The sequence below is a fragment of the Bacillus sp. FJAT-22090 genome (genome assembly GCF_001278755.1).
GTDB lineage: Bacteria > Bacillota > Bacilli > Bacillales_A > Planococcaceae > Psychrobacillus.
This window is the reverse complement of the sequence record NZ_CP012601.1, coordinates 1,987,280-2,010,726: the sequence shown is the minus strand read 5'-3', so window position 1 is coordinate 2,010,726 and position 23,447 is coordinate 1,987,280. Positions and strand designations below refer to the sequence as shown.

Sequence of the window (23,447 nt, the reverse complement as noted above, 5' to 3'; positions counted from 1 at the left end):
GAAAGGGTGAAAAACCTTGGAGGAAAAGCAATTCGTATTTGGTAGAATGTCTAGTATTGCAAGATATATTTACGAGGCAATGCCATCCTACGATATAGCGGGTTATGTATTATTTTTAGTGATTTTCTTGCTATCCGTCCTTGTTTATAAGCTAGGATTTGCAAAAAAATTACGTATTGGTCAAAATATAGTCATTTATGCGTTTTTATTTATCGGATGTTTGATGCTAACATTTTTAGCTTTTTTCCTTCCTGTTGTAGAAGGGCTAATTGTTGCAGCATTAATCCTCATTATTTATAAAATTCGCTTACGACTTGAGAAAAGAAAAAGCTCGACTACTTAGTGTAGTCGAGCTTTTTCTTTTCTAGTTAAAATTCATTTTCAATAAGCTTTGAAGTTTTGTAAAAAATAAATTTGCCGGTTGCTAATCGGTCAAGTGTTTTTTCTTCTATTCTGTCATGGCAGGTTGGACACATATAAGTGTGAATAGGTCGATTTCTTAATTTCTTCGCTAATGGCAAGTCATTTGGAAGCTCGTCAATTCGGTCGCAAATGGCACATTGTACCTTCATAAAGCTACCTCCTATTCTATACGAAATGCTGTAATATTATTGATGGGGTTATTGATATTGGATCCATCTTTTTTTAGTATGTGAACAGGACCATCTTCTCGTAGTGGCTTTCCTTTATGGCTAAACTTCAATAATAGGGAGTCTAGTTCTTTTAAAGAAAATGTATGTTCACTATCAGTAGTTTCCACAACAAGTGTAGTAGCATCATTTAAAGGCTCAGCATTTAAAATGAATTGCTTTAGGTCAATACCAAAAGTACTTGTTAATACTTTTGTGCGCTCGTATTTTTTTTCAGTTTTTAATGTCGGTGGGTTAGTTGAGCCTTCAATGATTTCTCGAGACCAATGAGCAGAAGTAACTTTTGTATACTCCTCTAACTCATCTTTATATTCGTACTTACCAGAAAAGAAATCATCCAAATCGATTCTACGATCATCAAAAATCCATACGGTAGGATCTAAAGTAATATTAAATTTTACTGCACCCTTAATAGGAATAATTTGTTCCAAAACAATTGCCTCCTCTAGACTATCTAATCTATATAAGTATACCTTTAAATCGAAAAGTCTCAAAGAATAATTAATTATATCAAAATGTAAGATGAGAGAACACTTGCATTTTTCTTACGCAAAAGATACACTTTAGGGAGGTAAAACAATTAGAAATTATAATAATGGGGGCGTCCTCATGGATACTAATATACAAATTTCGTATCAAGATAAAGCATTAGAGCTTTTGAAAAAAGATGCGGAAAAGATTGCACAACTTATAAAAGTGCAGATGGATAACTTAACGATGCCTCAATGCCCTCTCTATGAAGAGGTTCTGGACACTCAAATGTTTGGTTTGTCACGTGAAATTGACTTTGCGGTAAAGCTAGGGCTTTTAGAGAAAAGTGAAGGAAAAGAAATTATAGCTTCACTTGAAAAAGAGTTATCAATTTTACATGAGATCCATACAGAAAAATAATTATAAAACTCAAACAAAAATACTGTTTGAGTTTTTTTTCTAGAAATATTTATTTGTTATATTAAAATAATAGTTTTAAATTATGAAATAGAGGTTTTAAAATGATTCCGTATATTAAACGTTATGTAAAAAACTTTGATTATCCGTTATTCTTTGTTTATTTGTTACTTTGCCTATTTGGTTTAGTAATGATATATAGTGCTAGTTTTGGTTGGTCGGTTCTTAATTATGGTTGGGAACCCGACTATTTTTTTAACAAGCAAAAGCTAAACTTATTACTTTGTATTCCAGTTTTCTTCCTGACTGCTTTTTTTCCGTATAAACATTATAAAAATAAAGTTGTAATGCAGTTAATGCTACTCGTGATGTTTACGCTTTTATTTTTAGTGCATTTTATTGGTTCGGGTGGGGAAAGTGGTTCACAGAGTTGGATTCACTTAGGTTTTGGTAATATTCAACCATCAGAAGTTGCGAAAATTGTAATAGTTTTATATTTTGCAGGGATATTTACGAAGAAATATGAAAATGGAACATTAGATAAACTAAACGAATCTGTTGGGCCGCCTCTCATCGTGTTATTTTTTGTATTTGTGTCAATTATGATGGAAACAGACGTAGGAAATACAATGATAATTAGCTTTGTTGCAATTTCTGTAATTGCTGCTAGTGGAATAAAATTTAAGTCATTTTCCAAAATTATTGGATTAATTGGTATGGTAATTACATTAGGTCTCGTTGCGATTTACTTGATGAAGGATACTTTATTGACTCCACATAGAAGAGGCAGACTAGAAGCTTTCTTTAATCCTTTTGATTATGAACAAGGCTATGGCTATCAGATTGTAAATGGTTATATTGCTATAGGTTCTGGTGGTTTAAAAGGTTTAGGGTTGGGGAACTCGAATCAGAAATTTGGATATCTTCCGGAACCACATACGGATTTTATAATGGCAATTATTGCCGAGGAACTTGGGATTATAGGGGTATTAATCGTTTTATTAGGACTGTTTTTTCTTGTATTCAAGGCAATAATGATTGCCATCACTACAAAAGATCCTCAGGCTCGTATGATAGCTGCTGGAATTGGTAGTATTATAGGATTTCAAACATTTGTTAACTTAGGTGGCATGCTGGGAATAATCCCACTTACCGGAGTGCCTTTACCGTTTATCAGTTACGGGGGGACCTCCATTATATTGTTATCCGCAGCAATGGGGATACTGATGAATGTCTCAATGTTTGTAAAGTATGAGAAAACCAAAGGATAAGATAAGGGGTGTAGGGATGAAAAAAATCAATAAAATAGTAGTCGCTAACAGAGGGGAAATAGCGATTCGAATTTTCCGGGCTTGTACAGAGTTAAATCTACGTACAGTAGCTATTTATTCAAGAGAAGATATTGGCTCTTTTCATCGATTTAAATCAGATGAATCTTACTTGGTTGGAGATGGAAAAAAACCAATTGACGCTTACTTGGATATAGAAGATATTATACGAATAGCGAAAAAAAGTAATGCTGATGCTATTCATCCAGGATATGGTTTTCTTTCAGAGAATGTTGACTTTGCAAGACGTTGTGAGGAAGAAGGCATAATCTTTATTGGACCTACATCCGAGCATCTCGATATGTTTGGAGACAAAGTTAAAGCACGTGATCAGGCTGTGAAGGCTGGTATACCTGTTATTCCAGGAAGCGATGGTCCAGTAGAAAACTTGGAAGATGTTCGTGCGTTTGGTAAAGCACATGGCTATCCGCTAATGATTAAAGCGTCTCTTGGTGGCGGAGGACGTGGAATGCGTGTCGTTCAAACAGAAGAGGAATTGGATAGTGCATATGAACGTGCAAAATCAGAAGCGAAGGCGGCATTTGGATCAGATGAAGTGTACGTAGAAAAATTCATTGATCAGCCAAAACATATAGAAGTCCAAATTCTAGGAGATAATCAAGGTAATCTCATCCATTTGTATGAACGGGACTGTTCGATTCAAAGAAGACATCAAAAGGTGGTAGAGATTGCTCCTTCTAATTCTTTGAGTTCCGAATTACGAGATAGCATTTGCCAAGCTGCAGTTCAGTTGATGAAAAATGTATCTTACATAAATGCAGGAACAGTTGAATTTTTAGTAACGGAAAATGATTTTTATTTTATTGAAGTAAATCCTCGTATACAAGTAGAACATACGATAACAGAAATGATTACTGGTGTTGATATTGTACATGCACAAATCAAAATCGCAGATGGTTTAGCTTTAAACAGTGAAGAAATGGGAATCCCGAGTCAGGATAATATTCCACTCTTTGGTTTTGCGATTCAGTCACGAGTAACAACAGAAGACCCTTTGAATAATTTTATGCCTGATACAGGAAAGCTTATGGTTTATCGGTCAGGTGGTGGTTTTGGTGTACGCTTAGATGCTGGAAACGGGTTTCAAGGAGCTGTTATCACTCCTTATTATGATTCATTGTTAGTGAAGGTTTCGACTTGGGGCATGACATTTAAGGAAGCTGCAGCTAAAATGGACAGAAATTTGCAGGAATTCAGAATAAGAGGGATAAAAACTAATATTCCTTTTTTAGAAAATGTTGTAAAGCATCCAAGCTTCCTTTCAGGAAAATTTAATACAAGTTTTATTGATTCAACTCCTGAACTATTTTTATTCCCTAATAGGAAAGACCGGGGAACAAAGCTATTAAATTATATTGGTAATGTTTCTGTTAATGGTTTTCCTGGTGTGGAGAAGAAAAAATCTAAACCTATTTTTAGTACTGCAAGAAAACCAAAAGTTGACTTAACAGCACTACCTACAATTGGAACAAAACAAATTTTAGAGCAACATGGCCCAGAAGGGGTAGTCAACTGGGTGAAGGAACAAAAAGGTGTATTACTAACAGACACAACTTTTAGGGATGCCCATCAGTCACTTCTCGCTACGCGTGTTCGATCGTACGATATGTTTGAAATAGCAACAGAATCAGCCCATGGGATGCACGACTTGTTTTCTTTTGAAATGTGGGGAGGAGCTACGTTTGACGTTGCCTACCGTTTCTTAAAAGAGAATCCATGGGATCGTCTACTAAAAATGCGACAAATGATTCCAAATGTTCTTTTTCAAATGTTATTCCGAGGGGCAAATGCTGTTGGATACAAAAACTATCCGGATAATGTCATTCGAGAGTTTATTCAAGAGTCGGCAGAAGCAGGTATAGATGTATTCCGAATTTTTGATAGCCTGAACTGGATCAAAGGGATGGAAGTTGCAATAGATGCTACTCGACAATCTGGAAAGATAGCTGAGGCGGCTATATGCTACACAGGAGACATTTTAGATGACTCACGTGCCAAATATACGGTGCAGTACTATAAAGATATGGCAAAAGAGTTAGAAGCCGCAGGAGCGCATATTTTGGCGATTAAGGACATGGCGGGTCTATTAAAGCCAGAAGCGGCTTTTAGATTGATTAGTGAACTTAAAAGCACAGTGGATCTACCAATTCATCTGCATACACATGATACAAGTGGAAACGGAATTTATATGTATGCAAAAGCTATAGAAGCTGGAGTAGATATTGTAGATACGGCTTTAGGTGCGATGGCTGGTTTGACATCTCAACCGAGCGCAAGTACATTGAGTTATGCGTTAAAAGGGAGCAACAGAGAAGTTATCGGTGATATAAATGCTTTTGAAAAGTTATCCTATTATTGGGAAGATGTACGTAAATACTATCAAGATTTTGAAAGTGGAATGATGAGTCCACATACAGAGATTTATGTACATGAAATGCCAGGAGGACAATATAGTAATCTTCAACAACAAGCAAAGGGTGTAGGACTAGGCGAACGCTGGGAAGAAGTAAAAGAGATGTATTCTCGAGTTAACTTACTCTTTGGAGACGTGGTAAAAGTTACGCCTTCATCTAAAATTGTTGGGGATATGGCGCTGTTCATGGTACAAAATAATCTGGATGAAATTTCAGTGATAACACGAGGAAAAACGATTGATTTCCCAGACTCTGTTATCGAGTTTTTTGAAGGGTATATTGGTCAGCCGTACGGTGGGTTCCCAAAAGAACTGCAAGAAGTAATATTAAAGGATCGTCAGGCAATTACAGTAAGACCTGGAGAATTACTGGAGCCAATTGATTTTAAAGCAGTGAGAGAAGAATTATTCAATAAACTAGGACGCCCTGTAACGAGTCAAGAAATTTTAGCATATACGCTTTATCCTAAAGTATTCGATGAATATGCTACTACAGAAAAGAACTTCGGAGATGTTTCAGTACTAGATACACCTACTTTCTTATATGGCATGAAGCTTGGAGAAGAAATCGAAGTAGAGATTGAAGTAGGAAAGACTTTAATGATTAAATTGGTTTCTATTAGTGAGCCAACTCACGATGGCAACAGAATTATCTACTTTGAATTGAATGGTCAGCCACGTGAAGTTTCCATTCAAGATCTGACAATCGAAGTTAGTCATTTGTCTCGACCGAAAGTAGATGTAACTAATGAGCAACATATAGGTGCAACTATGCCAGGTACTGTACTAAAAGTAGCTGTTTCGATTGGAAGTAAAGTGAAAAGAGGGCAACACTTACTTATTACGGAAGCCATGAAGATGGAAACAACAGTTCAAGCACCTTTCAACGGAGTAATTAAAGAGATTCATGTAGTCGCAGGGGAAGCTATTTCCACTGGTGATTTATTAATTGAAATAGAAAAAGAATAATTATGAAGACTGTTTGATATAAATTGTCAAACAGTCTTTTTGATGTGAGTAAAACTATTTCCAGCATAAGCGACTTAGACGTCGCAAGAGCGCGAAGGATGTGAGAGCGACAAAGGAGAGATTCATCCTGGGTAGCGTGCGGCAAGCGCATATACGAATTTCTATTTTCTATGGAGCGGAATCATTGGGCTTAAGTGAAAGGGGCATCTACTCTTTATTAACATTCGCGCTAGCCGCCCGTCCGCAAGTGCCGCTGTATGCACTAGCGTATTTCTCTGTTTCATACGGCTGGCAATGCGCGAATACCAGTATCTTCTCTAATAATAAAGTAGATTCTGTTATATGGTTGTTAATCAATAATCCTGAGTAGGCTTATCTTTTTAATGGATTGTTTCAATTTAAACTGATGCATCCAAGATGTGCGCCTTACACACCGCAAGATCGCGAAGAATGAGACCCCGTAAAGGATGTGAGAGCGACAGATGAGCGATTCATTCTGCAGTGGCTTAGACGTAGCGTGCGGCAAGTGCACATACGTTTCCAACTCTTAATCTCTATTAGGAAACATCAATTATATTAATGTTTAGACTAGTAGCTAATCTTAACGAGATATACCAAAAAAGCGTGGAGAGAAGGGACAACATCTCTTCTCTCCACGCTCATAGGAATTGGTTTAGTATCTGTAATTGTCACTAGCGAACAGTTACTGATCAAATAAGGACAAAGGTGAATCGGCTTATTATTTTTTCATCCGACTTCTAGATAAAAGTAAAATCATATAGCAGAGCAATCCGAAAAGTAATGAAACAAATAAAGAATGCAATAATGCGATATAAAGATTAAGTTTAGTTAATACTACTAGCATACCAGTAGAACCTTGTAACACAACAAGAATTAATGCAATAATCCAGCCCCAATAAAGAGCACGTTGATCTTTATAGTTCTTAATTACATGAATAGCAATAATCAATATCCATATGATTATCAAGCCAGCTGCAGCACGATGCCCCATCTGAACCCACTCATATAAATTGGTAGGTAGTGTAAACTCATCATTTCTACATAAAGGCCAATCTTTACAAACCAAACTTGCCTCTGTGTGCCTTACTAATGCACCAGTATAAACTACTATATATGAATATAATGTGACTCCGATTGTATGAAACTTTAAAGTTTTACCAATTCTAATTTTATCTGTGTCAAATTTTCGATCAACTTCAAAGATCAGTAAGGTCAACAATAAGACTGCTGCAAAAGAAATGAGTGATATTCCAAAATGTAGTGCTAGAATGAAATCGCCTTGACCCCACTTAACTTGTGCTGCTCCAATTAAAGCTTGTAGAACCAAAAAGAAAATTGCCATAAACGATAAAAACTTTGTTTCGCGAACATTTCCCAATGCGCGCCATGCCCAAACTGCCAAAGCTACAATGAGTATTCCAACAGCACCTGTAACAAGTCTGTGTGAAAATTCAATAAGTACTTCTGTCGTTATTTCATCAGGTATAAGTTGTCCATTACAGCCTGGCCAATGTCTACCGCAACCCATTCCACTGTCGGTTTTGGTTACAAGAGCTCCACCTAATAGAATGAGAAGCATACCAACTGTAGAGGCCACAGCTAACCATTTTAAACTTTTGTGAATGTGCAATATGCCACCTACTTTATGTATCTTGATCGTCTTAAAAAGACGGTATCTGCCTTTTGATAATATCGAAACATAGAAGAAAATACAATGTTTATCATTTAATGAATAGGGTATGATAATGCCATTTCACAAATTGTTCATAAATTCGTGCCTGAACCTTCACAAATAATAAAAAGAAATGATTTACTATTAATATTGTTGTATTGTTTAGGAGAATCTTTTAATACTTATAAGTCGAAAAACATATTTCGCTATAGAAATTAGAGATGATTTTCGATATAGTAAAAGATAGCGGAATATGCTTACAACTTTGAAAGGAGGGGGCAGCATGTCGAATAGTCAATCAATTACCGCGAATACCGAGACTGACAAAAATCCAGAAACAGCGTCATTCATCAAAGACTTTCTTGCACTTATTAAGATTGGGATTGTAAATTCAAATCTAATAACGACGTTTACTGGTATTTGGTTAGCTTTTCAATTTACTAACCGTAATTTTCTTCATGAATTAGATTTGTTGTTCTACACACTATTTGGGGCGGCTTTAATTATCGCTGGATCAGGTGCGATGAATAACTATATAGATCGTGATATAGATCCTATTATGAAGAGTAAAAGAGCAAGACCAACTGTTACTGGAAGGTTTAATCCTACGGCCGTGCTGATAACTTCTCTTACTTTGTTAGTTGTAGGTGAAATTTTGTTATTTATGGCTTCAACTTCTGCGGGAGTTTGGGGACTTGCTGGTATCATTAGTTATGTAGTTCTTTATTCCATGTGGTCAAAAAGAAAACATGTGAGTAACACAGTAGTCGGCAGTATTTCTGGTGCAATACCACCTTTAATTGGATGGGGAGCAGTAGAACCTGGTTTAAGCCTTGGAGCTCTAGCTCTGTTCTTAATAATGTTCGTGTGGCAACCACCGCACTTTTATGCACTTGCTATGAAACGAACAGAGGAATACAGAGCAGCTAATATTCCAATGCTTCCAGTTGTAAAAGGATTTGAACGTACGAAGCGTTCTATGCTTTTATGGGTAATATTCTTATTCCCATTACCATTTTTGCTAATGGAACTTGGAACATTCTTTATCGTATTGGCTACCGCTCTTAATATTGGTTGGCTCATACTTGCTATTAAAGGTTTCCGAGCTGAAGACGATTTGAAATGGGCTACTCGTATGTTTGTTTATTCATTAAACTATATGACCATCCTGTTCGTATCAATGATAATCTTCTCTATCTTTATTTAACTACTGGAATTCTTTCTTTAATTAATGAGAATTCATATAGAACAGAACCACAGTCCAACTGCACATGAATACAACTATGAAAGAGGGGTTTGATTTAGCTATGATGAAAGGGCTTAAAAAATGGCGACTTTTTTCACTGTTAGCAGCTCTTACGATTTTTCTATCGGGTTGTGGCGAAGAATATCTATCTACGCTTACACCTGCAGGACAAGTCGGAAGGGATCAATTTAACTTACTATTACTGTCATCTGCTATTATGGCTTTAGTTATTATAGTAGTAGTAATTATTTATGTTCTTGCACTAGTGAAATTCCGTCGTAAAAAAGTAGGAGAAAACGTCATTCCAAAGCAAGTGGAAGGAAGTCATACTCTAGAAATTATTTGGACAGTTATTCCTATTCTTCTATTATTAGTACTTGCTGTTCCAACTGTTTATTTAACTTATAAGCATGCGGATGTCGCAGGAATGGAAAAAGTAGATGAGGAAGGTAACAAAACAGCAGTTACTGTAAATGTTACAGCAAAATTATACTGGTGGGAGTTTGAATACCCAGATTTAGGTGTAGTTACTTCTCAGGAATTAGTAGTTCCTACTGGTGAAAAAGTGTACTTTAATTTAAAAGCTGCAGATGTTAAGCACTCATTCTGGATTCCATCAGCTGGTGGTAAAATGGATACAAACGTGGAAAACGTAAACCAATTCTATCTAGAATTTGATCAAGCGTCTGCTGGATTAGAACAAGGTGTTTTCTATGGTAAATGTGCTGAACTTTGTGGTCCTTCACATGCTTTGATGGATTTCAAAGTTAAAACTATGGAAAGAAAAGATTTTAACGCATGGGTAGAGTCTGCTAAAACAACAGAAGCTGTTGCTGATGGCGAACTTGCTAAATCTGGTGAAGAAATCTTTAACACAAGTTGTATCGCTTGTCACGCAACTTCTGCTGCAGGTACTGGTGGCGGAGTAGGTCCTAACTTAGCTGCATTTGGAGACCGTAACCGTGTTGCAGGATTCATGGAGCATAACGAAGAAAACTTAAAAGCTTGGATCAATGATCCACAAAGTCACAAACCAGGCAACCTAATGCCACAGCCTGAAGCAATCAACAATGGCAACAAATTTAGTGAAGAGCAATTAGATGCTCTTGCGGAATATTTAATGGGATTATCTATTGAAAAGTAAATCAATAGATAAAAAATAAAGGAGGTTAAAGTTGTGAGTTCTATCGCTAAGAAAAAAGGCTTTGGCGCAACTTTATGGGACTATTTAACAACGGTTGACCATAAAAAAATCGCTGTCCTTTACCTCGCTGCCGGCGGATTGTTCTTTGTAATCGGTGGTATCGAGGCAATGCTTATTCGTATACAATTGGCAAAACCGGACAACGATTTTGTAAGTGCTGGTTTATTTAACGAAATTATTACAATGCATGGTACAACAATGATCTTTCTAGCAGCCATGCCAATATTATTTGGATATATGAACGCTGTTGTGCCTTTACAAATTGGTGCACGTGACGTTGCATTCCCATTCTTAAATGCACTTGGTTTTTGGTTATTCCTTTTTGGTGGTATCTTCCTTAACCTATCTTGGTTTATGGGTGGAGCACCTGATGCTGGATGGACTTCTTATGCATCTCTATCGCTAGCATCCGAAGGTCATGGGATTGACTTTTATGCACTAGGACTTCAAATATCCGGTGCCGGTACATATATAGCCGGTATTAACTTTCTTGTAACAATTATTAATATGAGAGCTCCTGGTATGACATACATGCGTATGCCATTAATGACTTGGACTACATTTGTTGCAAGTGCGTTAATATTATTCGCTTTCCCACCTTTAACAATTGGATTATTTTTCTTAATCTTTGACCGTATGTTTGGAGCAAACTTCTTTGACCATACAATGGGTGGTAATACAATTATTTGGGAGCATTTATTCTGGATATTTGGGCATCCTGAAGTATATATCTTAATATTGCCTGCATTCGGTATTTTCTCAGAAATCTTTGCTATTTTCTCACGTAAACGTTTATTTGGTTACTCATCCATGGTATTTGCTACAGTATTAATTGGATTCTTAGGATTCATGGTTTGGGCTCACCATATGTTTACAGTTGGATTAGGACCAACAGCTAATGCGATATTTGCTGTTGCTACAATGGCTATTGCTGTACCAACTGGTATGAAAATCTTTAACTGGCTTCTTACGATCTGGGGAGGTAGTATTAAAGTAACCACTCCAATGCTTTATGCATTAGGATTCATTCCTTCATTCGTAGCAGGTGGGGTTACTGGTGTTATGCAAGCTGCAGCACCTCTTGACTATCAGTTACACGATTCTTACTTTATCGTTGCCCATTTCCACTATGTAATCGTTGGTGGGGTAGTACTGGCAATCTTAGCAGCATTGCACTTATATTGGCCTTTAATGTTTAACCAAATGTTAAGTGAAAAACTTGGTGTATGGACATTCTGGTTCTTCTTTATCGGTTTCCATCTTACTTTCTTTATTCAACATTTCTTAGGTCTAATGGGTATGCCACGTCGTGTTTTCACTTATGGAGCAAATCAAGGTTGGGATCTATTCAACCTAATCAGTTCACTCGGTGCGATTTTCATGGCAATTGGTGTAATCATTTTAGTAATCAATATCATCATTACAGTTGTTAAGAATGTTCCTGTTGGAAAAGATCCTTGGGAAGATGGCCGTACATTAGAATGGGCTATTCCACAACCAGTTCCTTTTTATAACTTTAAACAAACTCCACTTGTTCGTGGACTTGATACTTTCTGGATTGAAAAACAAGAGGGTAATAAAGAAGGTATGACATATGCAGAGCCATTATCTGATATTCATATGCCAAATAACTCATTTATTCCTTTTGTAATGTCATTTGGATTATTCGTAGCAGCATTCGGTGCTCTTTACAATGGTGAAAAATCATGGGCAGTTCCAGTTATCGTTCTTGGATTAGCAATTACATTACTTTCAATGGCAGTACGTTCATTAAAAGATGACCATGGTTTCCATATTCACAAAGAAGATTTAATGAATGAAGAAGGGGGTAATTAATAATGGACTTTAATACTAAGTACACCCCACAATCTTGGCCAGATCATCCAGAGCAAGTAACCTTAGAAGGTAAAAACAAATTCGTAGGTTTCTGGCTGTTTCTAGGTGGAGAAACTGTACTATTTGCTAGTTTGTTTGCTACTTATTTGGCTCTTAAAAACAAAGGGCCAAGTGGTATGGAGTTTTCAACTCAATCTCTATATGAATTACCACTTGCCTTTGTTATGACGATGTTACTTCTTACATCTTCTCTAACAAGTGTGTACGCAATGTACCACATGAAGAACCATAATTTTAGAGGAATGCAAACTTGGTTGGCGATTACTGTATTACTTGGTTTCGGATTCTTAGCATTAGAGATTTATGAGTTTTATCATTATGTACACATCGGTTTTACTTATGGACAAAGTGCGTTTTCATCAGCGTTCTTTACATTGGTAGGAACGCATGGTCTTCACGTTGTAATCGGTTTAGGCTGGATTATCTTATTGATTATCCGTAATGCTAAACGTGGATTTAGCTTGTATAATGCACCAAAATACTATACTGCTTCTTTATACTGGCACTTCATCGATGTTGTGTGGGTATTCATCTTTACAGTAGTATACTTGATGGGAGTTGTTGGTTAATATGTCACACGACGCTCACGTATATGTGAAATCACAAACAGAATATGAATATACTCGCCGCAAGAGAAGAGAAGATATGCGTGCTCAAGTAACAACATTTGCAATAATGATTTTCTTGACACTTGTTTCATTTACTTCAGTAGCTGCTGGTTTTTCAAAATACTATATTGTTCCAATAATTTTATTGTTGGCTGCAATTCAAGTAGTATTGCAACTTTATTATTTCATGCATATGAGTGAAAAGGGTCATGCTGTTACAACGTTCTTCTTATATACAGCAGCCACTATTGGCTTTACAATGCTCCTTACATTCTTAACGATTATTTGGTGGTAATATTTATTAAACGAGACTAAGTTTATGCTTAGTCTCGTTTTTTTTATAATCACTTTTAGAGAGCGAGCGTAGGAGCCAGTTGGCAAACACGTTAAAAAACTATAAGGATTAGTTTGGAGAAGCCTCCACTCGATTCCTGCCGAAAAGCGAGACAAACAGGACCCAGTAGGAGCGTAGCGAGGGCACTGAAAAAGTCCTGGATGAGATGTCATAAGAATATGTGAACGATAAGTTGTTCACATATTCTCATTTTGGACCCGCTAATTTACGTTCCAGGCTGACGCGTTCCGGTCGGCATGGCCTCAGCGGATCCCCTTGCTCCTGAGCAAGCTCGTCACAAAAATTAATTTCGCTACGCTCAGTCCAGGATCTTTTCGCTCAAACACCTGCCGCTTCGCTTTCGGTCCAGAAAACATTTGCTATTCCGGCTGGAGTCGCCGCCTTACTCCAATCAACTATTTTCCGCTTTTGAAATTGAAACCCATCATGCGATTAATAGAGAAAGTTTTTATCACTTAAGGTATTTTAATTAGGATTTATAGAAAATCGTTGAAGAAGGCGACACTCCTGCAGCAATAGGGTTAGCCGAAGACCCCGCAGTTGAGGGGAAGGCAATCTAAGTTCGCTGCATCCTGCGGCAACGATTGCATGACCAACATCGTGTTGGCCTAGGAGGCTAAGGCCACACCCGCGGAAAGGGAGCCGTTTCAGCGATATTCTTATTTATCGGACGACATTACATAGTAAAGAAGTTTTATCAACTTTCTCAGTACCCTCAGTTGTACTAGAGGAAGGAAGGCTAAGGTGCCTCTTCTCTTCGGGCTCTTATAGTTTGCAATCTCATTTGTCATAGTTCGTTCATTGAAGTTATAGCGATAGAGCATTATAATAGTGTGAGTAATGTAAAAAGGAGCGAGGATACGTATGCCTTTAAGTATATTTGGTTTTCAAGCATTGTGGAGTCCTGTCATGATTGGCGTTTTAGTATTTATTACAATATTGTATTTTTTAATCACTGTAAAATGGAGAAAGGATTTTAAAATCTCCGAACCATTAAAAGGTAAAGAAGCTGCATATTTTTTAACAAGCTTAGTTCTTTTATATATTATTAAGGGATCGCCTATAGATTTGATGGGCCATATTATGTTTTCTTTTCATATGACACAAATGGCTATTTTGTTATTACTAGTTCCACCTCTCATGATGAAGGGAATTCCTTGGTGGGTTTGGAAGGTAGTAATTGAATTACCAGTAGTTCGAAAAGTATTCCCTCTCTTAACAAAACCTTTGTTTGCATTAATCGTGTTTTCAGGGCTATTCTCTTTTTACCATATACCTTTAATTTTCGATTATATTAAGTTGAATGAGGTATTACATGGAACATATACGTTCATCTTGTTTATGTCAGCGATTTTCATGTGGTGGTCAGTTGTTGAAATTATTAAAGATGAAAAAGGATTACATGGATTAAAGAAAATAGGTTACCTTATTGCAAGTGCAGTATTAATTACTCCTGCATGTGCACTTATCATTTTTTCTGGATCTCCAATGTATGATACGTATACAAATCCTGATTCATGGTTAAAAGCAATGGAGCTATGTGTACCAACAAGTACGTTATCGGGTCTATCATTATCTGGACCTGAGTTATTTTCAGATATGCCACCATTCGAGGATCAACAACTTGGTGGAATTATTATGAAAATTATTCAAGAAATAATTTATGGAGTAGTGCTATTTTCAATCTTCTTCCAATGGTATCGTAAAGAACAGGAAACTGCTGATGAAATTACGCAAAAGGCATTAGATGATCTTCATAATTCAAGTAGAGCCTAACTAATTATTTAATTTTTGTTACCGAGGAGAATGATGATGAGTTTACCTTTATTACCTACAATTAGTACCTTTTTTATCGTATTAAGTGCAGTATTAGTAGCAATTGGTTGGATACTAGTAAAACAAAGAAAAATAGAAGCACATAAAAAAACAATGTTTGCTGCAGCTCTATCTGCATTAACTTTTTTTATTATCTACGCATCTCGGACAATCTTTATAGGGAATACTGCTTTTGGTGGTCCTGATGATATTAAAATTTACTACACGATATTTTTAATTTTTCATATTACTTTAGCAACAGTTGGCGCAGTTTTTGGAATAGTAACCTTGTATTTAGGTTATAAAAATAATATAGTAAAACATCGTAAAATTGGGCCAATTACGAGCGTTATCTGGTTCTTTGTTGCAATTACAGGCGTGGCCGTCTACCTGTTACTTTATGTTTTTTACCATGGAGGGGAAACTACTTCCGTTATTAAAGCTATAATTGGTAGCTAATTAAAAGCAAAAATAAAACAGTAACCGCATCTAGGTGGTTACTGTTTTATTTATAATTTGAAGTTTAGTTTGATCATTCCGGATTCTTTAGCGGTAATAAAAAGGATTACCATAAGAGGACCTATCATAAAACCGAGAAATCCAAAAAGTTTTGCACCAATAAACATAGCTATTAGTATGGCAAGTGGAGAAATCCCCATCTGGGACCCCATTAGTTTTGGTTCTACCGCTCTTCTTATAATCAATAATATAATTGCAAGAACAGTAAGTTTTGTGCCTAGAACGATGTCTCCAGTTAAATAGTGATAAATTGCCCAAGGTGCCAATACTGCAATGGAACCGAGTATTGGGATAATATCGATAATCCAAATTACAACCGCCATAATAAAAGCGTACTTTGGTGTAATAATAAAAAGCAATCCTAAAAATGCTGCTCCTAGAATGATAAAACTTGCTAATATTTGAGCTTTGAAAAAACCAATAACAGTTTTTTTAATACTTGATGACATAAATCGTACTTTTTCTGCGGTACTATCGGATAAATAGTAAAATAGCTTCGCTCGTAATTTAGCTAAGTCCAACATGAATAAAAAGAGAGCGATGATAAAAACAATGAAACTTATTAAAAAATTCGGGATATTTGTGAGAATAGCAGATATATTAGAATAGCTAAGTAAATCAAGTAAAGATTCCTTCATGCTGTTTAATGTTGAATCCACTTTATCTTGAATGGATGTTACCACTTCTTTTGGCAAGCCTTCCGTATATTTAAAAAGGTTATTTTGAATATCTATCCAAATACCAGTGAGGTTATTTACATGGAATGGGAAAACTTTAGATGTATATATCAACTGGCTTATTAGTTTAGTGACTGCGAAGTATAATAGGCCTGAAATAATAATGATGAAAAATGTGAAATTAGTAATTACTGCCGGCTTTCGTTTCCATTTAAATGTTTTTTGAGTAAATTTTACAGCAGGTTCAATTATAATTGCAGTAAGCAATGCTAAAATAATAGGAACAGAAACTGGAAGGATAAAAAAAGCAATTATTAAAAGGAAAATGGCTACTATTATGTACTTAACGTATTCTTTTTTTAAAATTTTCCATACCATGTTTTATAATTCCTCCTTTCTATTCTTTTTATTAGTATAGACAAGATATTTATAATTGAACAGATAAAAACGCTAGAGAACACATTCTCTAACGTTTTATAAGTAATACTATTATACACGTGCTTCAAAAGCTTTTAAATCTTCTTTTAAAGCAGCTAAAGTTTGTTCACAAGATTTAACTAAGTGATTTGGGAAAACTTCATTTTCTCCATATTCAACACCATGAGGGTAATAATGCTTACCAACAACTGGTTTAAGTAAAGTGATATTTGCATCGTGTGCACCAACATCACCATCTTTAGTAAAACCAAATACACGAAGGTAAAAAATACCCTCTTTAATTTCATACTTTTTGTCGTAAGTAACTCGTTCGTAGTCCCATTGGCCTTCACGAACTAAACCATGTTTTTTCATAACATCATCTAATACATTTAGATCGATGACCGTGTTTTCAATACCTGTGTTTTCGAAATACATTAAATTGTCCTCCTTCACGTTCAATATACCATAGTGTACGTTCTCATTAATATTAATTCAAATTTGAAAATGTTGCAATGACAACATTGTGTATTTCTATAGAAGCTTGTTATACTAGTGATAATGGAGTAATTGGTAAGGAGTTATATAAGATGAAAAATCTATTTAGAATCTTAATTTTTATTGCTATAGTACTAGTGATATTTATATATTTGGATAATCCTGTGAAAGAAAATGAGCTAATTACAGGATCAAAGAACTCAGGACAGGTTATTCCTCAAGAAACAACAGAGGTAGTGGAATCGAACAATATCTTTACAAGACCAAATACAGGTATCTCAGTTCTAATAGGTCAATCTTCTAGCGAGGTAGTAAAACTATTAGGAAAGCCGAATCGAGTAGAACCTTCTGTTTTTGGATATGATTGGTGGATATATAATTCTTCTTTTTCAAATTATCAAATGATTGGTGTATCAGAAGATAAAGTTTCACAGATTCTTGCTATCGGGAATAAGATTGACGTAACACCATATGATATTGGTCAATCATTGGAGGAAATTTATCGTTTTACGATAGTACAATCTGAGATAACAATGACCATTGACTCCAATATATATACGTTCTCTTTAAATAAGGAAGACATAACAAATAGAATTTTAGTTCCATTTGAGAACTTATATGCAATGTTATATATAGACGGGAAAGATAATCAATTAGAAGCTGTTCGATTTTCTGATGCAGAAACGCTTCTTTTACAAAAACCATATGATATTTTATACAATGGGTCAATGGTGGAATCTACAACTCCACCATCTGATTTGCAAGTTTCTGTAGACCGAGCAAATGAACGACAAATTGTTGAAATCACCAATTTGTTTAGACTGAGACATGGCTATAAAGTTCTAGAATCTGATATAGATCTTCAAAAAATTGCAAGGCAACAAAGTGAAGAAATGGCAAAGAACAATATTGTAAAAAACGATTCTTTTGAGGTACCTAAATTTAGTGATACATTACAGGAATCAGCAATTGATTTTAACAGAGCTGGTGGAAATACAGCAGCTTTTTATTTTGATGCAGGAGATGCAGTCAATGGATGGTTAAACTCGAAAGATCATCGAGATACAATATTAGGAAAATGGTATACACATACTGGAGTAGGGGTTTACGGTAATTATTACACACAAAACTTTATTGAAAGAGCTATACCAAAAGAAGACAGATAACAGTTATTGAAAAACATAAGTTCCATCTCTTTCTTCATATAAAGAACGTATGTGCAAAGGTACTTTGTGAAGAGCAGCAAATTTCGCTGCTCTTTTTTGTATGATTTCAACAGGCTCTATGATTATGTTTTGTAATTCCTCATATGACATGGTAGAAATTAATTGTACTGATTCGTTTTTAAAAGGATCGGAAGTCATAACACCTGGAACATTTTTGTAAAATTCAACAATATCTGCATTTAAATGATGCCCGTAAACGACTGCTGTTAAATCACTCCCACCTCTACCTAATGTAGTAAAAGTTTGAAGATTTTCCGAAAGACCTTGGAAGCCTGGAACTATAATGCAAGGATAATCCTTAAACGTATTAGTTACTTCTTTAGTTTCTACATATAAAATATCTGCATTACCATATGCCTCATTTGTAATTATACCTGCACTTTTTCCATATAGGATCGTAGCAGGAATTCCTTCCTTTTTTATTTCTGCACACAAAACAGATGCAGAGATTAATTCGCCACAGGCAGATAGTAAATCCGTTTCCACGCTATTATTATTAGATGTTGGTATTAGATCTAAAAGTGTATCGGTTGAATAATATTGACCTCTTCTTCCCATGGCAGAAACAACAACAAGCACTTTCTGGTGTTTGCTAATAGCTTTTCTGATATGTGATATAACTAATTGTCTACTTTGATGATTCTGCATAGCAACACCACCATACTTCTGAACAATCATAACCTCATCAACTTTACTCGTGACATTTTAAACACTCCGTTCATACGATACAAGGAATTCATTTTACTTTATGCGAACATACAAGAATGGTGTAGGGAGTGGATAATTATTTATCCTTTAAAAGAATTATTAAAAGGATTACAGTACGAGATTATTGGTGATTTTCAAAACGTTTCAATAAACAGGTGTATTGATCATTCAAAGCAAATAACAGTGGGAGATGTTTTTGTCTCTCAAACGAACAATCGTATCTTTATAGATGAAGCGATAAGACGAGGAGCTGTTGCAATCCTAACCGAGTGTTTTATACCGGATTGTATGGTTCCACAAATAATCATTCCTACAGATATGCATCATTTTAAAAGAAAACTATCAACATTAACATATGAACTATATGGTAGTAAAATAAAAACAATAGGTATAACTGGCACAAATGGTAAAACTACAGTAGCATCCTTTATTGGACAGCTATTGAGGCAACAAAAAAAATCAGTTTGTGTCATTGGAACGCTAGGTGTATTCGAGAATGGTAATAGACTAGATCATTATTTACGAAGCAATACTACTTTACCTTTTTATGATTTTATTCAAGTAGTGAAGTATTGTTATGAGAAGAAAGTAGATTATATTGTTTTGGAAGCATCTTCTCAAGGTTTACTAGATCAACGATTGTGTAATTATCCAATTGATGTAGGTGTATTTTTAAATATAGGTAAAGATCATATTGAGTTCCATGGCGGAATGGTTCCATATAAAAAATCGAAAGAACTGCTTGTTTTACTTTCCAAGCATTTGGTGATTAATGATGATGATGCATGGTGTAAATCCATCGCAGAGAAGACTTATTTACCTGTAACACGTTTTGGAGAAAATCAAAAAAATGATGTAATTTATCAAAAGGTAGATTATACAAAGGAAAAGATAAAGTATAAATTTTTGGTTGGTAAAAAAGCATTGCATACTGAGATGACTAATAGTGGATATTATAATGGGTCGAACCTAGCAGCAGCAATAGCAGTTATGAAAGCTCTAGGTATATCGATTGAAGAGTTAAAACCTGTAAAGCTCCCAAAAGGTAGATTAGAAAGGATTGAAAATGAACAAGGAATCGAAGTATTAATAGATTACGCACATACTCCGGATGCACTAGAGGCTAGCTTAGGTGCAATTAAAACATATGCTAAAAAAGAAGTTTATGTTGTTTTTGGCTGTGGTGGAAATCGTGACAGGCAAAAGAGAAGAGGGATGGGAGAAGTAGCTACTAAGTATGCTACAAAGGCTATTATAACGAATGATAATCCTAGATATGAGAATCCTGTTGACATTATCGCGGATATTTTACAAGGTACGAAAAGAGATAAAGCCATCGTAGAGATGGACCGAAAACAAGCAATATTATTAGCATTAAGTATCGCAACGAGAGGGGATATTGTATTAATTGCAGGAAAGGGACATGAACAAGAGCAAATCGTGAATGATCTCGTAGTCCCTTTTTCTGATCATGAAGTAGTGAAAAGTTATTTTGAAGAGTTAGCTGGATCAATAACAAAAAATGATCCGGTTGCATAAGCAATTTTTTTGCCATTAGGTTGTGTTACCGTGCATTCCATAACTAATGTTTGGCGACCTTTGTGTAAGTAAGTAGCAGTAGCAACTAAAGTGTTTTCTGTTGCTGCTTTTACATAATGGATCGTCATATTTGTTGTTACAGCACCTTTTCCTTCGGAACGTAAATCTTTATTAACGAGAAAACCCATCGCATTATCTGCAAGTGTTGCAATTACGCCACCATGTGGAATATCAAAACTATTATAAGATAATGGAGTGATTGGTAGAGTTACAATGCATTTATTTTCCTCATATTGAGTATCCATATGAAAAACTGCATTTAAATAGGTAGGAGCTTTTTCTTGTTGTTTATTTTGTATACCTTTTAAAAATTCTTTTAGTAAGTTTATTTCTACCTCTGATGCATTTTCTGTAACTTGAGTTATTAAAGAGTATAATTCATTCATTTATTTTACTCCTAACGATAAGATAATAGTTTAGCAATTGTTTCTAGTTTTTGTTATGATAAAGATGATTGGAGGAATGGAAATGATTATGACCTATGAATGGGCCACAATAATGGACCAATCAGACGAACTATGTAGTATGATACTTTCCTCTGAACAATTTTATCGTTACTTAGACGCACATCGTGCTGTATATACAAATTCTAGCTTAGTCAGAGAAATTAATGATTTTGCAAGACTTAAGGACCAATACGAAGAGGTTCAACGTTTCGGAAAATACCATCCAGATTATTCAACAGTAATGAAGAATATTCGAGTTACGAAAAGAAAGCTCGATATGGTGGATGAAGTTGCGATATTAAAAATCGCTGAAAATGACTTGCAAGACTTGTTGGACGAAGTGAGCTTGTTAATCGGTAAATCTGTTTCAGAAGGTGTCAAAGTGCCAGTAAGCAATCCATTTTTTGCATCAAGCGGTTCTAGCTGTGGCAGTGGCTGTGGTACAGGTGGTTCCTGCTCTTGTTCAGCTTAAGTATGGAATAAGGAAGGATGTGTGCATTGGCACACATCCTTTTTTTTACAATGCTTTACTGAACTAATCTAGCTTAAGTGCTTCAATAGCTAGGTCCGGTCGGTCTGTGATAATACCTTTTGCACCATTGTCAATTAGTCTTCTCATAACAACTGGATCATCGATCGTCCAATAGTGAACTGGGATATTTAAAGAATTTAAAAATTTTATGAAACTTGCACTATCTAAAGGGAACATATTTGATCGCACTGGGATTTGAAATACATCAGCCTTTGGATGATATAAGTGTTTGAATTGACTAGTGAATGCTGTATATGCTTTTCGTACTTCTCTTTCTCCAGCCCCAAGTGCTACTGTGTTTTGAGCATAAAGATTAAATCGATCAATTTGTTCGTCATAAAAACTGGTGACGACAACCCGGTGAAATGCCTGTTTTTCTTCTAATAGTCTCCAAAGCTTAGATGGCATTAAGCTTCCTTCATAGGACTGTGGGGCATCTTTGATATCCAGATTAATAAGCATTTGAGGGTACTTGTCTAGCAACTCTCCTAATGTCATTATTTGTTCTCCACAATCTCTATAAGAATTTTCTCCATTTAAATCTAGGAAGTGAAATCCTAAATCTGCTTTTTTAAGCTCTACTAACGTATAATCGGCAACTCTTCCAGTAAGATTAGTCACTCTGTCAGTGTATTCATCGTGAAAAACCACAATCTCTTCATCTTTTGTTAGTCTTATATCTATTTCAAAACCATGAACACCAAGCTTAGCTGCATTTTCAAAAGCGGATGGAGAACATTCGGGTGCAAGAGCAGATCCTCCACGATGAGCAAGAATAATTGGTTGATTGTATTCTAGTGCTTCTTTTGCAGAACGGCTAAGTGGCTTAGAGAGAGCCTTTGTACTTGCCCAAGCTGCTCCAGCTGCTGCTGCAATGGCGATTGCTACATTTGTTTTTTTACCCATTACTTTCTAATCCTCCTTTTTAACGAAAGGTAGTTTTAATTATATCGAATTGATGCAAAACTGTCAGCTAGTTGTTGTTGCTATCATTTTCCTCCATATGTTATTCTTTTTATAAGAAGAAATGAGGGAATCGTATGACAGAAAGACAAGGATTAATTGTCTATGTGCATCATTTAAAACAAGCAAAGTCTTTACGTAAATATGGGCATGTCCATTATATTTCGAAAAGATTAAAATATGTAGTCTTATACTGTGACCAAGATATGATTGAAATTGCAAAACAAAAGATGAGTAAACTACCTTTTGTGAAAGAAATTTTAGAATCCTATCGGCCGTTTTTAAAAACTGAATTTGAAAATAGTAAGCCTGATAAAGCGAAAGAATATGATTATAAAATCGGTTTGTAACGTAATCTATTGTAACGGCGGTATTAAATGATTTAAACGTAAAACTCCGATCACGTACTGATAGAATAGTTCCTTATCATCATAAATGGATGAATGTTTGATTTCCAATTGAACTGGTATAATTTTTAATTCATCTAATGTTGCCTGAAAGGTCGATAGCCTTTGTGTAATTGGATTGGTATTAGGTATTCCTTCACGACATATATAAATCGGGAAAAAATTAGCAGAATTAATTGGTTTTAGGGCAATTGCAATAGAACAGTATTCTTTATTCTCTTTTTTAGAAGTAAAAATAAAAGCCCGATGAATTCGATTTTTGTTTACTCGTGCAAGTTCACAAAGCTCAAAAATATCTCCATAGCCCTCGCCAAGCTCAATAAAACGTTGAATCAATGATAACACTTCCTTTCCAATTCATCTTACCAT

The 23,447-nt window shown here is 35.5% G+C and carries 24 protein-coding genes; 15 read left to right on the top strand and 9 right to left on the bottom strand.

The features are described from left to right. The first annotated feature begins 16 nt into the window (after window positions 1-16). Window positions 17-343 carry a YlaH-like family protein gene (locus AM499_RS10365; RefSeq protein ID WP_231687550.1) on the top strand — a complete coding sequence of 109 codons (327 nt, stop codon included), beginning with the start codon at window positions 17-19 and terminating at the stop codon, window positions 341-343. A 25-nt stretch (window positions 344-368) separates the two neighbouring features. Here AM499_RS10365 and AM499_RS10360 read toward each other — a convergent pair whose 3' ends face one another. After that, the gene (locus tag AM499_RS10360; protein ID WP_053590139.1) at window positions 369-572 is read right to left on the bottom strand and encodes a YlaI family protein; all 204 of its coding nucleotides are present in this window, start codon (window positions 570-572) and stop codon (window positions 369-371) included. 11 nt (window positions 573-583) lie between these two features. Then, window positions 584-1,081, bottom strand: a complete 498-nt coding sequence (locus AM499_RS10355; RefSeq protein WP_053590138.1) for a hypothetical protein — start codon at window positions 1,079-1,081, stop codon at window positions 584-586. 178 nt (window positions 1,082-1,259) lie between these two features. On the opposite strand from AM499_RS10355, the gene AM499_RS10350 reads away from it, so the two are divergent. The 3 genes from AM499_RS10350 to pyc all read left to right on the top strand — a co-directional run bounded on the left by AM499_RS10350 (window position 1,260) and on the right by pyc (window position 6,269). Next, window positions 1,260-1,541, top strand: coding sequence for an Fpa/YlaN family protein (locus AM499_RS10350; RefSeq protein ID WP_053590137.1), 282 nt, complete (start codon window positions 1,260-1,262; stop codon window positions 1,539-1,541). Window positions 1,542-1,642: 101 nt separating this feature from the next. After that, on the top strand, window positions 1,643-2,809 hold the full coding sequence (locus AM499_RS10345) for an FtsW/RodA/SpoVE family cell cycle protein (protein WP_053590136.1): 1,167 nt from the start codon (window positions 1,643-1,645) through the stop codon (window positions 2,807-2,809). A gap of 16 nt (window positions 2,810-2,825) precedes the next feature. Beyond that, the gene (gene pyc, locus AM499_RS10340) at window positions 2,826-6,269 is read left to right on the top strand and encodes a pyruvate carboxylase (RefSeq protein WP_053590135.1); all 3,444 of its coding nucleotides are present in this window, start codon (window positions 2,826-2,828) and stop codon (window positions 6,267-6,269) included. Between the two features lie 739 nt (window positions 6,270-7,008). On the opposite strand, the gene AM499_RS10335 is transcribed toward pyc, so the two are convergent. Then, complete coding sequence (locus tag AM499_RS10335; protein WP_197275648.1) at window positions 7,009-7,914, bottom strand: COX15/CtaA family protein; 906 nt, start codon at window positions 7,912-7,914, stop codon at window positions 7,009-7,011. A gap of 331 nt (window positions 7,915-8,245) precedes the next feature. Between AM499_RS10335 and cyoE the strand changes: the two genes are divergently transcribed. From cyoE to AM499_RS10300, 7 genes are all read left to right on the top strand, one after another. Beyond that, window positions 8,246-9,169 (top strand): heme o synthase, encoded by a 924-nt coding sequence (gene cyoE, locus AM499_RS10330; RefSeq protein ID WP_053590133.1) that lies wholly within the window; start codon window positions 8,246-8,248, stop codon window positions 9,167-9,169. A 100-nt stretch (window positions 9,170-9,269) separates the two neighbouring features. Then, on the top strand, window positions 9,270-10,352 hold the full coding sequence (coxB, locus tag AM499_RS10325; protein ID WP_053590132.1) for a cytochrome c oxidase subunit II: 1,083 nt from the start codon (window positions 9,270-9,272) through the stop codon (window positions 10,350-10,352). A 33-nt stretch (window positions 10,353-10,385) separates the two neighbouring features. Beyond that, window positions 10,386-12,248 carry a cytochrome c oxidase subunit I gene (locus tag AM499_RS10320; protein WP_053590131.1) on the top strand — a complete coding sequence of 621 codons (1,863 nt, stop codon included), beginning with the start codon at window positions 10,386-10,388 and terminating at the stop codon, window positions 12,246-12,248. A 2-nt stretch (window positions 12,249-12,250) separates the two neighbouring features. Further along, entirely contained in the window at window positions 12,251-12,877 is a 627-nt protein-coding gene (locus AM499_RS10315; RefSeq protein ID WP_053590130.1) for a cytochrome (ubi)quinol oxidase subunit III, read from the top strand. Between the two features lies 1 nt (window position 12,878). Continuing rightward, window positions 12,879-13,211: a cytochrome c oxidase subunit IVB gene (gene ctaF / locus AM499_RS10310; protein ID WP_053590129.1), complete on the top strand. Its 333-nt coding sequence runs from the start codon at window positions 12,879-12,881 to the stop codon at window positions 13,209-13,211. Window positions 13,212-14,135: 924 nt separating this feature from the next. Beyond that, window positions 14,136-15,047: a cytochrome c oxidase assembly factor CtaG gene (ctaG, locus tag AM499_RS10305; RefSeq protein WP_053590128.1), complete on the top strand. Its 912-nt coding sequence runs from the start codon at window positions 14,136-14,138 to the stop codon at window positions 15,045-15,047. Between the two features lie 36 nt (window positions 15,048-15,083). Then, window positions 15,084-15,545: a DUF420 domain-containing protein gene (locus tag AM499_RS10300; RefSeq protein WP_172794277.1), complete on the top strand. Its 462-nt coding sequence runs from the start codon at window positions 15,084-15,086 to the stop codon at window positions 15,543-15,545. Window positions 15,546-15,595: 50 nt separating this feature from the next. Here AM499_RS10300 and ytvI read toward each other — a convergent pair whose 3' ends face one another. Both ytvI and AM499_RS10290 read right to left on the bottom strand, forming a co-directional pair. After that, the gene (ytvI, locus tag AM499_RS10295) at window positions 15,596-16,660 is read right to left on the bottom strand and encodes a sporulation integral membrane protein YtvI (RefSeq protein ID WP_053590126.1); all 1,065 of its coding nucleotides are present in this window, start codon (window positions 16,658-16,660) and stop codon (window positions 15,596-15,598) included. A gap of 111 nt (window positions 16,661-16,771) precedes the next feature. Then, on the bottom strand, window positions 16,772-17,137 hold the full coding sequence (locus tag AM499_RS10290; RefSeq protein WP_053590125.1) for a YugN family protein: 366 nt from the start codon (window positions 17,135-17,137) through the stop codon (window positions 16,772-16,774). 152 nt (window positions 17,138-17,289) lie between these two features. Here AM499_RS10290 and AM499_RS10285 point away from each other — a divergent pair, with 152 nt between their 5' ends. After that, complete coding sequence (locus AM499_RS10285) at window positions 17,290-18,363, top strand: CAP domain-containing protein (protein ID WP_053590124.1); 1,074 nt, start codon at window positions 17,290-17,292, stop codon at window positions 18,361-18,363. Window positions 18,364-18,366: 3 nt separating this feature from the next. On the opposite strand, the gene AM499_RS10280 is transcribed toward AM499_RS10285, so the two are convergent. Further along, window positions 18,367-19,071 carry an amino acid kinase family protein gene (locus tag AM499_RS10280; RefSeq protein ID WP_056827409.1) on the bottom strand — a complete coding sequence of 235 codons (705 nt, stop codon included), beginning with the start codon at window positions 19,069-19,071 and terminating at the stop codon, window positions 18,367-18,369. Between AM499_RS10280 and AM499_RS10275 the strand changes: the two genes are divergently transcribed. Next, on the top strand, window positions 19,048-20,670 hold the full coding sequence (locus tag AM499_RS10275; RefSeq protein WP_156316790.1) for a UDP-N-acetylmuramoyl-L-alanyl-D-glutamate--2,6-diaminopimelate ligase: 1,623 nt from the start codon (window positions 19,048-19,050) through the stop codon (window positions 20,668-20,670). The two genes, AM499_RS10280 and AM499_RS10275, sit on opposite strands and share 24 nt — an antisense overlap. Here AM499_RS10275 and AM499_RS10270 read toward each other — a convergent pair. Further along, on the bottom strand, window positions 20,619-21,116 hold the full coding sequence (locus AM499_RS10270) for a PaaI family thioesterase (protein WP_053590121.1): 498 nt from the start codon (window positions 21,114-21,116) through the stop codon (window positions 20,619-20,621). The genes AM499_RS10275 and AM499_RS10270 overlap by 52 nt on opposite strands. A gap of 82 nt (window positions 21,117-21,198) precedes the next feature. Between AM499_RS10270 and AM499_RS10265 the strand changes: the two genes are divergently transcribed. Beyond that, the gene (locus AM499_RS10265; protein ID WP_053590120.1) at window positions 21,199-21,648 is read left to right on the top strand and encodes a YlbF/YmcA family competence regulator; all 450 of its coding nucleotides are present in this window, start codon (window positions 21,199-21,201) and stop codon (window positions 21,646-21,648) included. A gap of 63 nt (window positions 21,649-21,711) precedes the next feature. Here the strand turns inward: AM499_RS10265 and AM499_RS10260 are convergent, their stop codons facing one another. Next, window positions 21,712-22,614 carry a glycerophosphodiester phosphodiesterase family protein gene (locus AM499_RS10260; protein ID WP_053590119.1) on the bottom strand — a complete coding sequence of 301 codons (903 nt, stop codon included), beginning with the start codon at window positions 22,612-22,614 and terminating at the stop codon, window positions 21,712-21,714. Between the two features lie 134 nt (window positions 22,615-22,748). On the opposite strand from AM499_RS10260, the gene AM499_RS10255 reads away from it, so the two are divergent. Continuing rightward, window positions 22,749-23,021 (top strand): YlbG family protein, encoded by a 273-nt coding sequence (locus AM499_RS10255; RefSeq protein ID WP_053590118.1) that lies wholly within the window; start codon window positions 22,749-22,751, stop codon window positions 23,019-23,021. 6 nt (window positions 23,022-23,027) lie between these two features. On the opposite strand, the gene AM499_RS10250 is transcribed toward AM499_RS10255, so the two are convergent. After that, a complete protein-coding gene (locus AM499_RS10250; RefSeq protein WP_331457312.1) occupies window positions 23,028-23,423 on the bottom strand; it encodes a DUF7147 family protein in 396 nt (131 codons plus the stop codon). Window positions 23,424-23,447 lie beyond the last annotated feature (24 nt).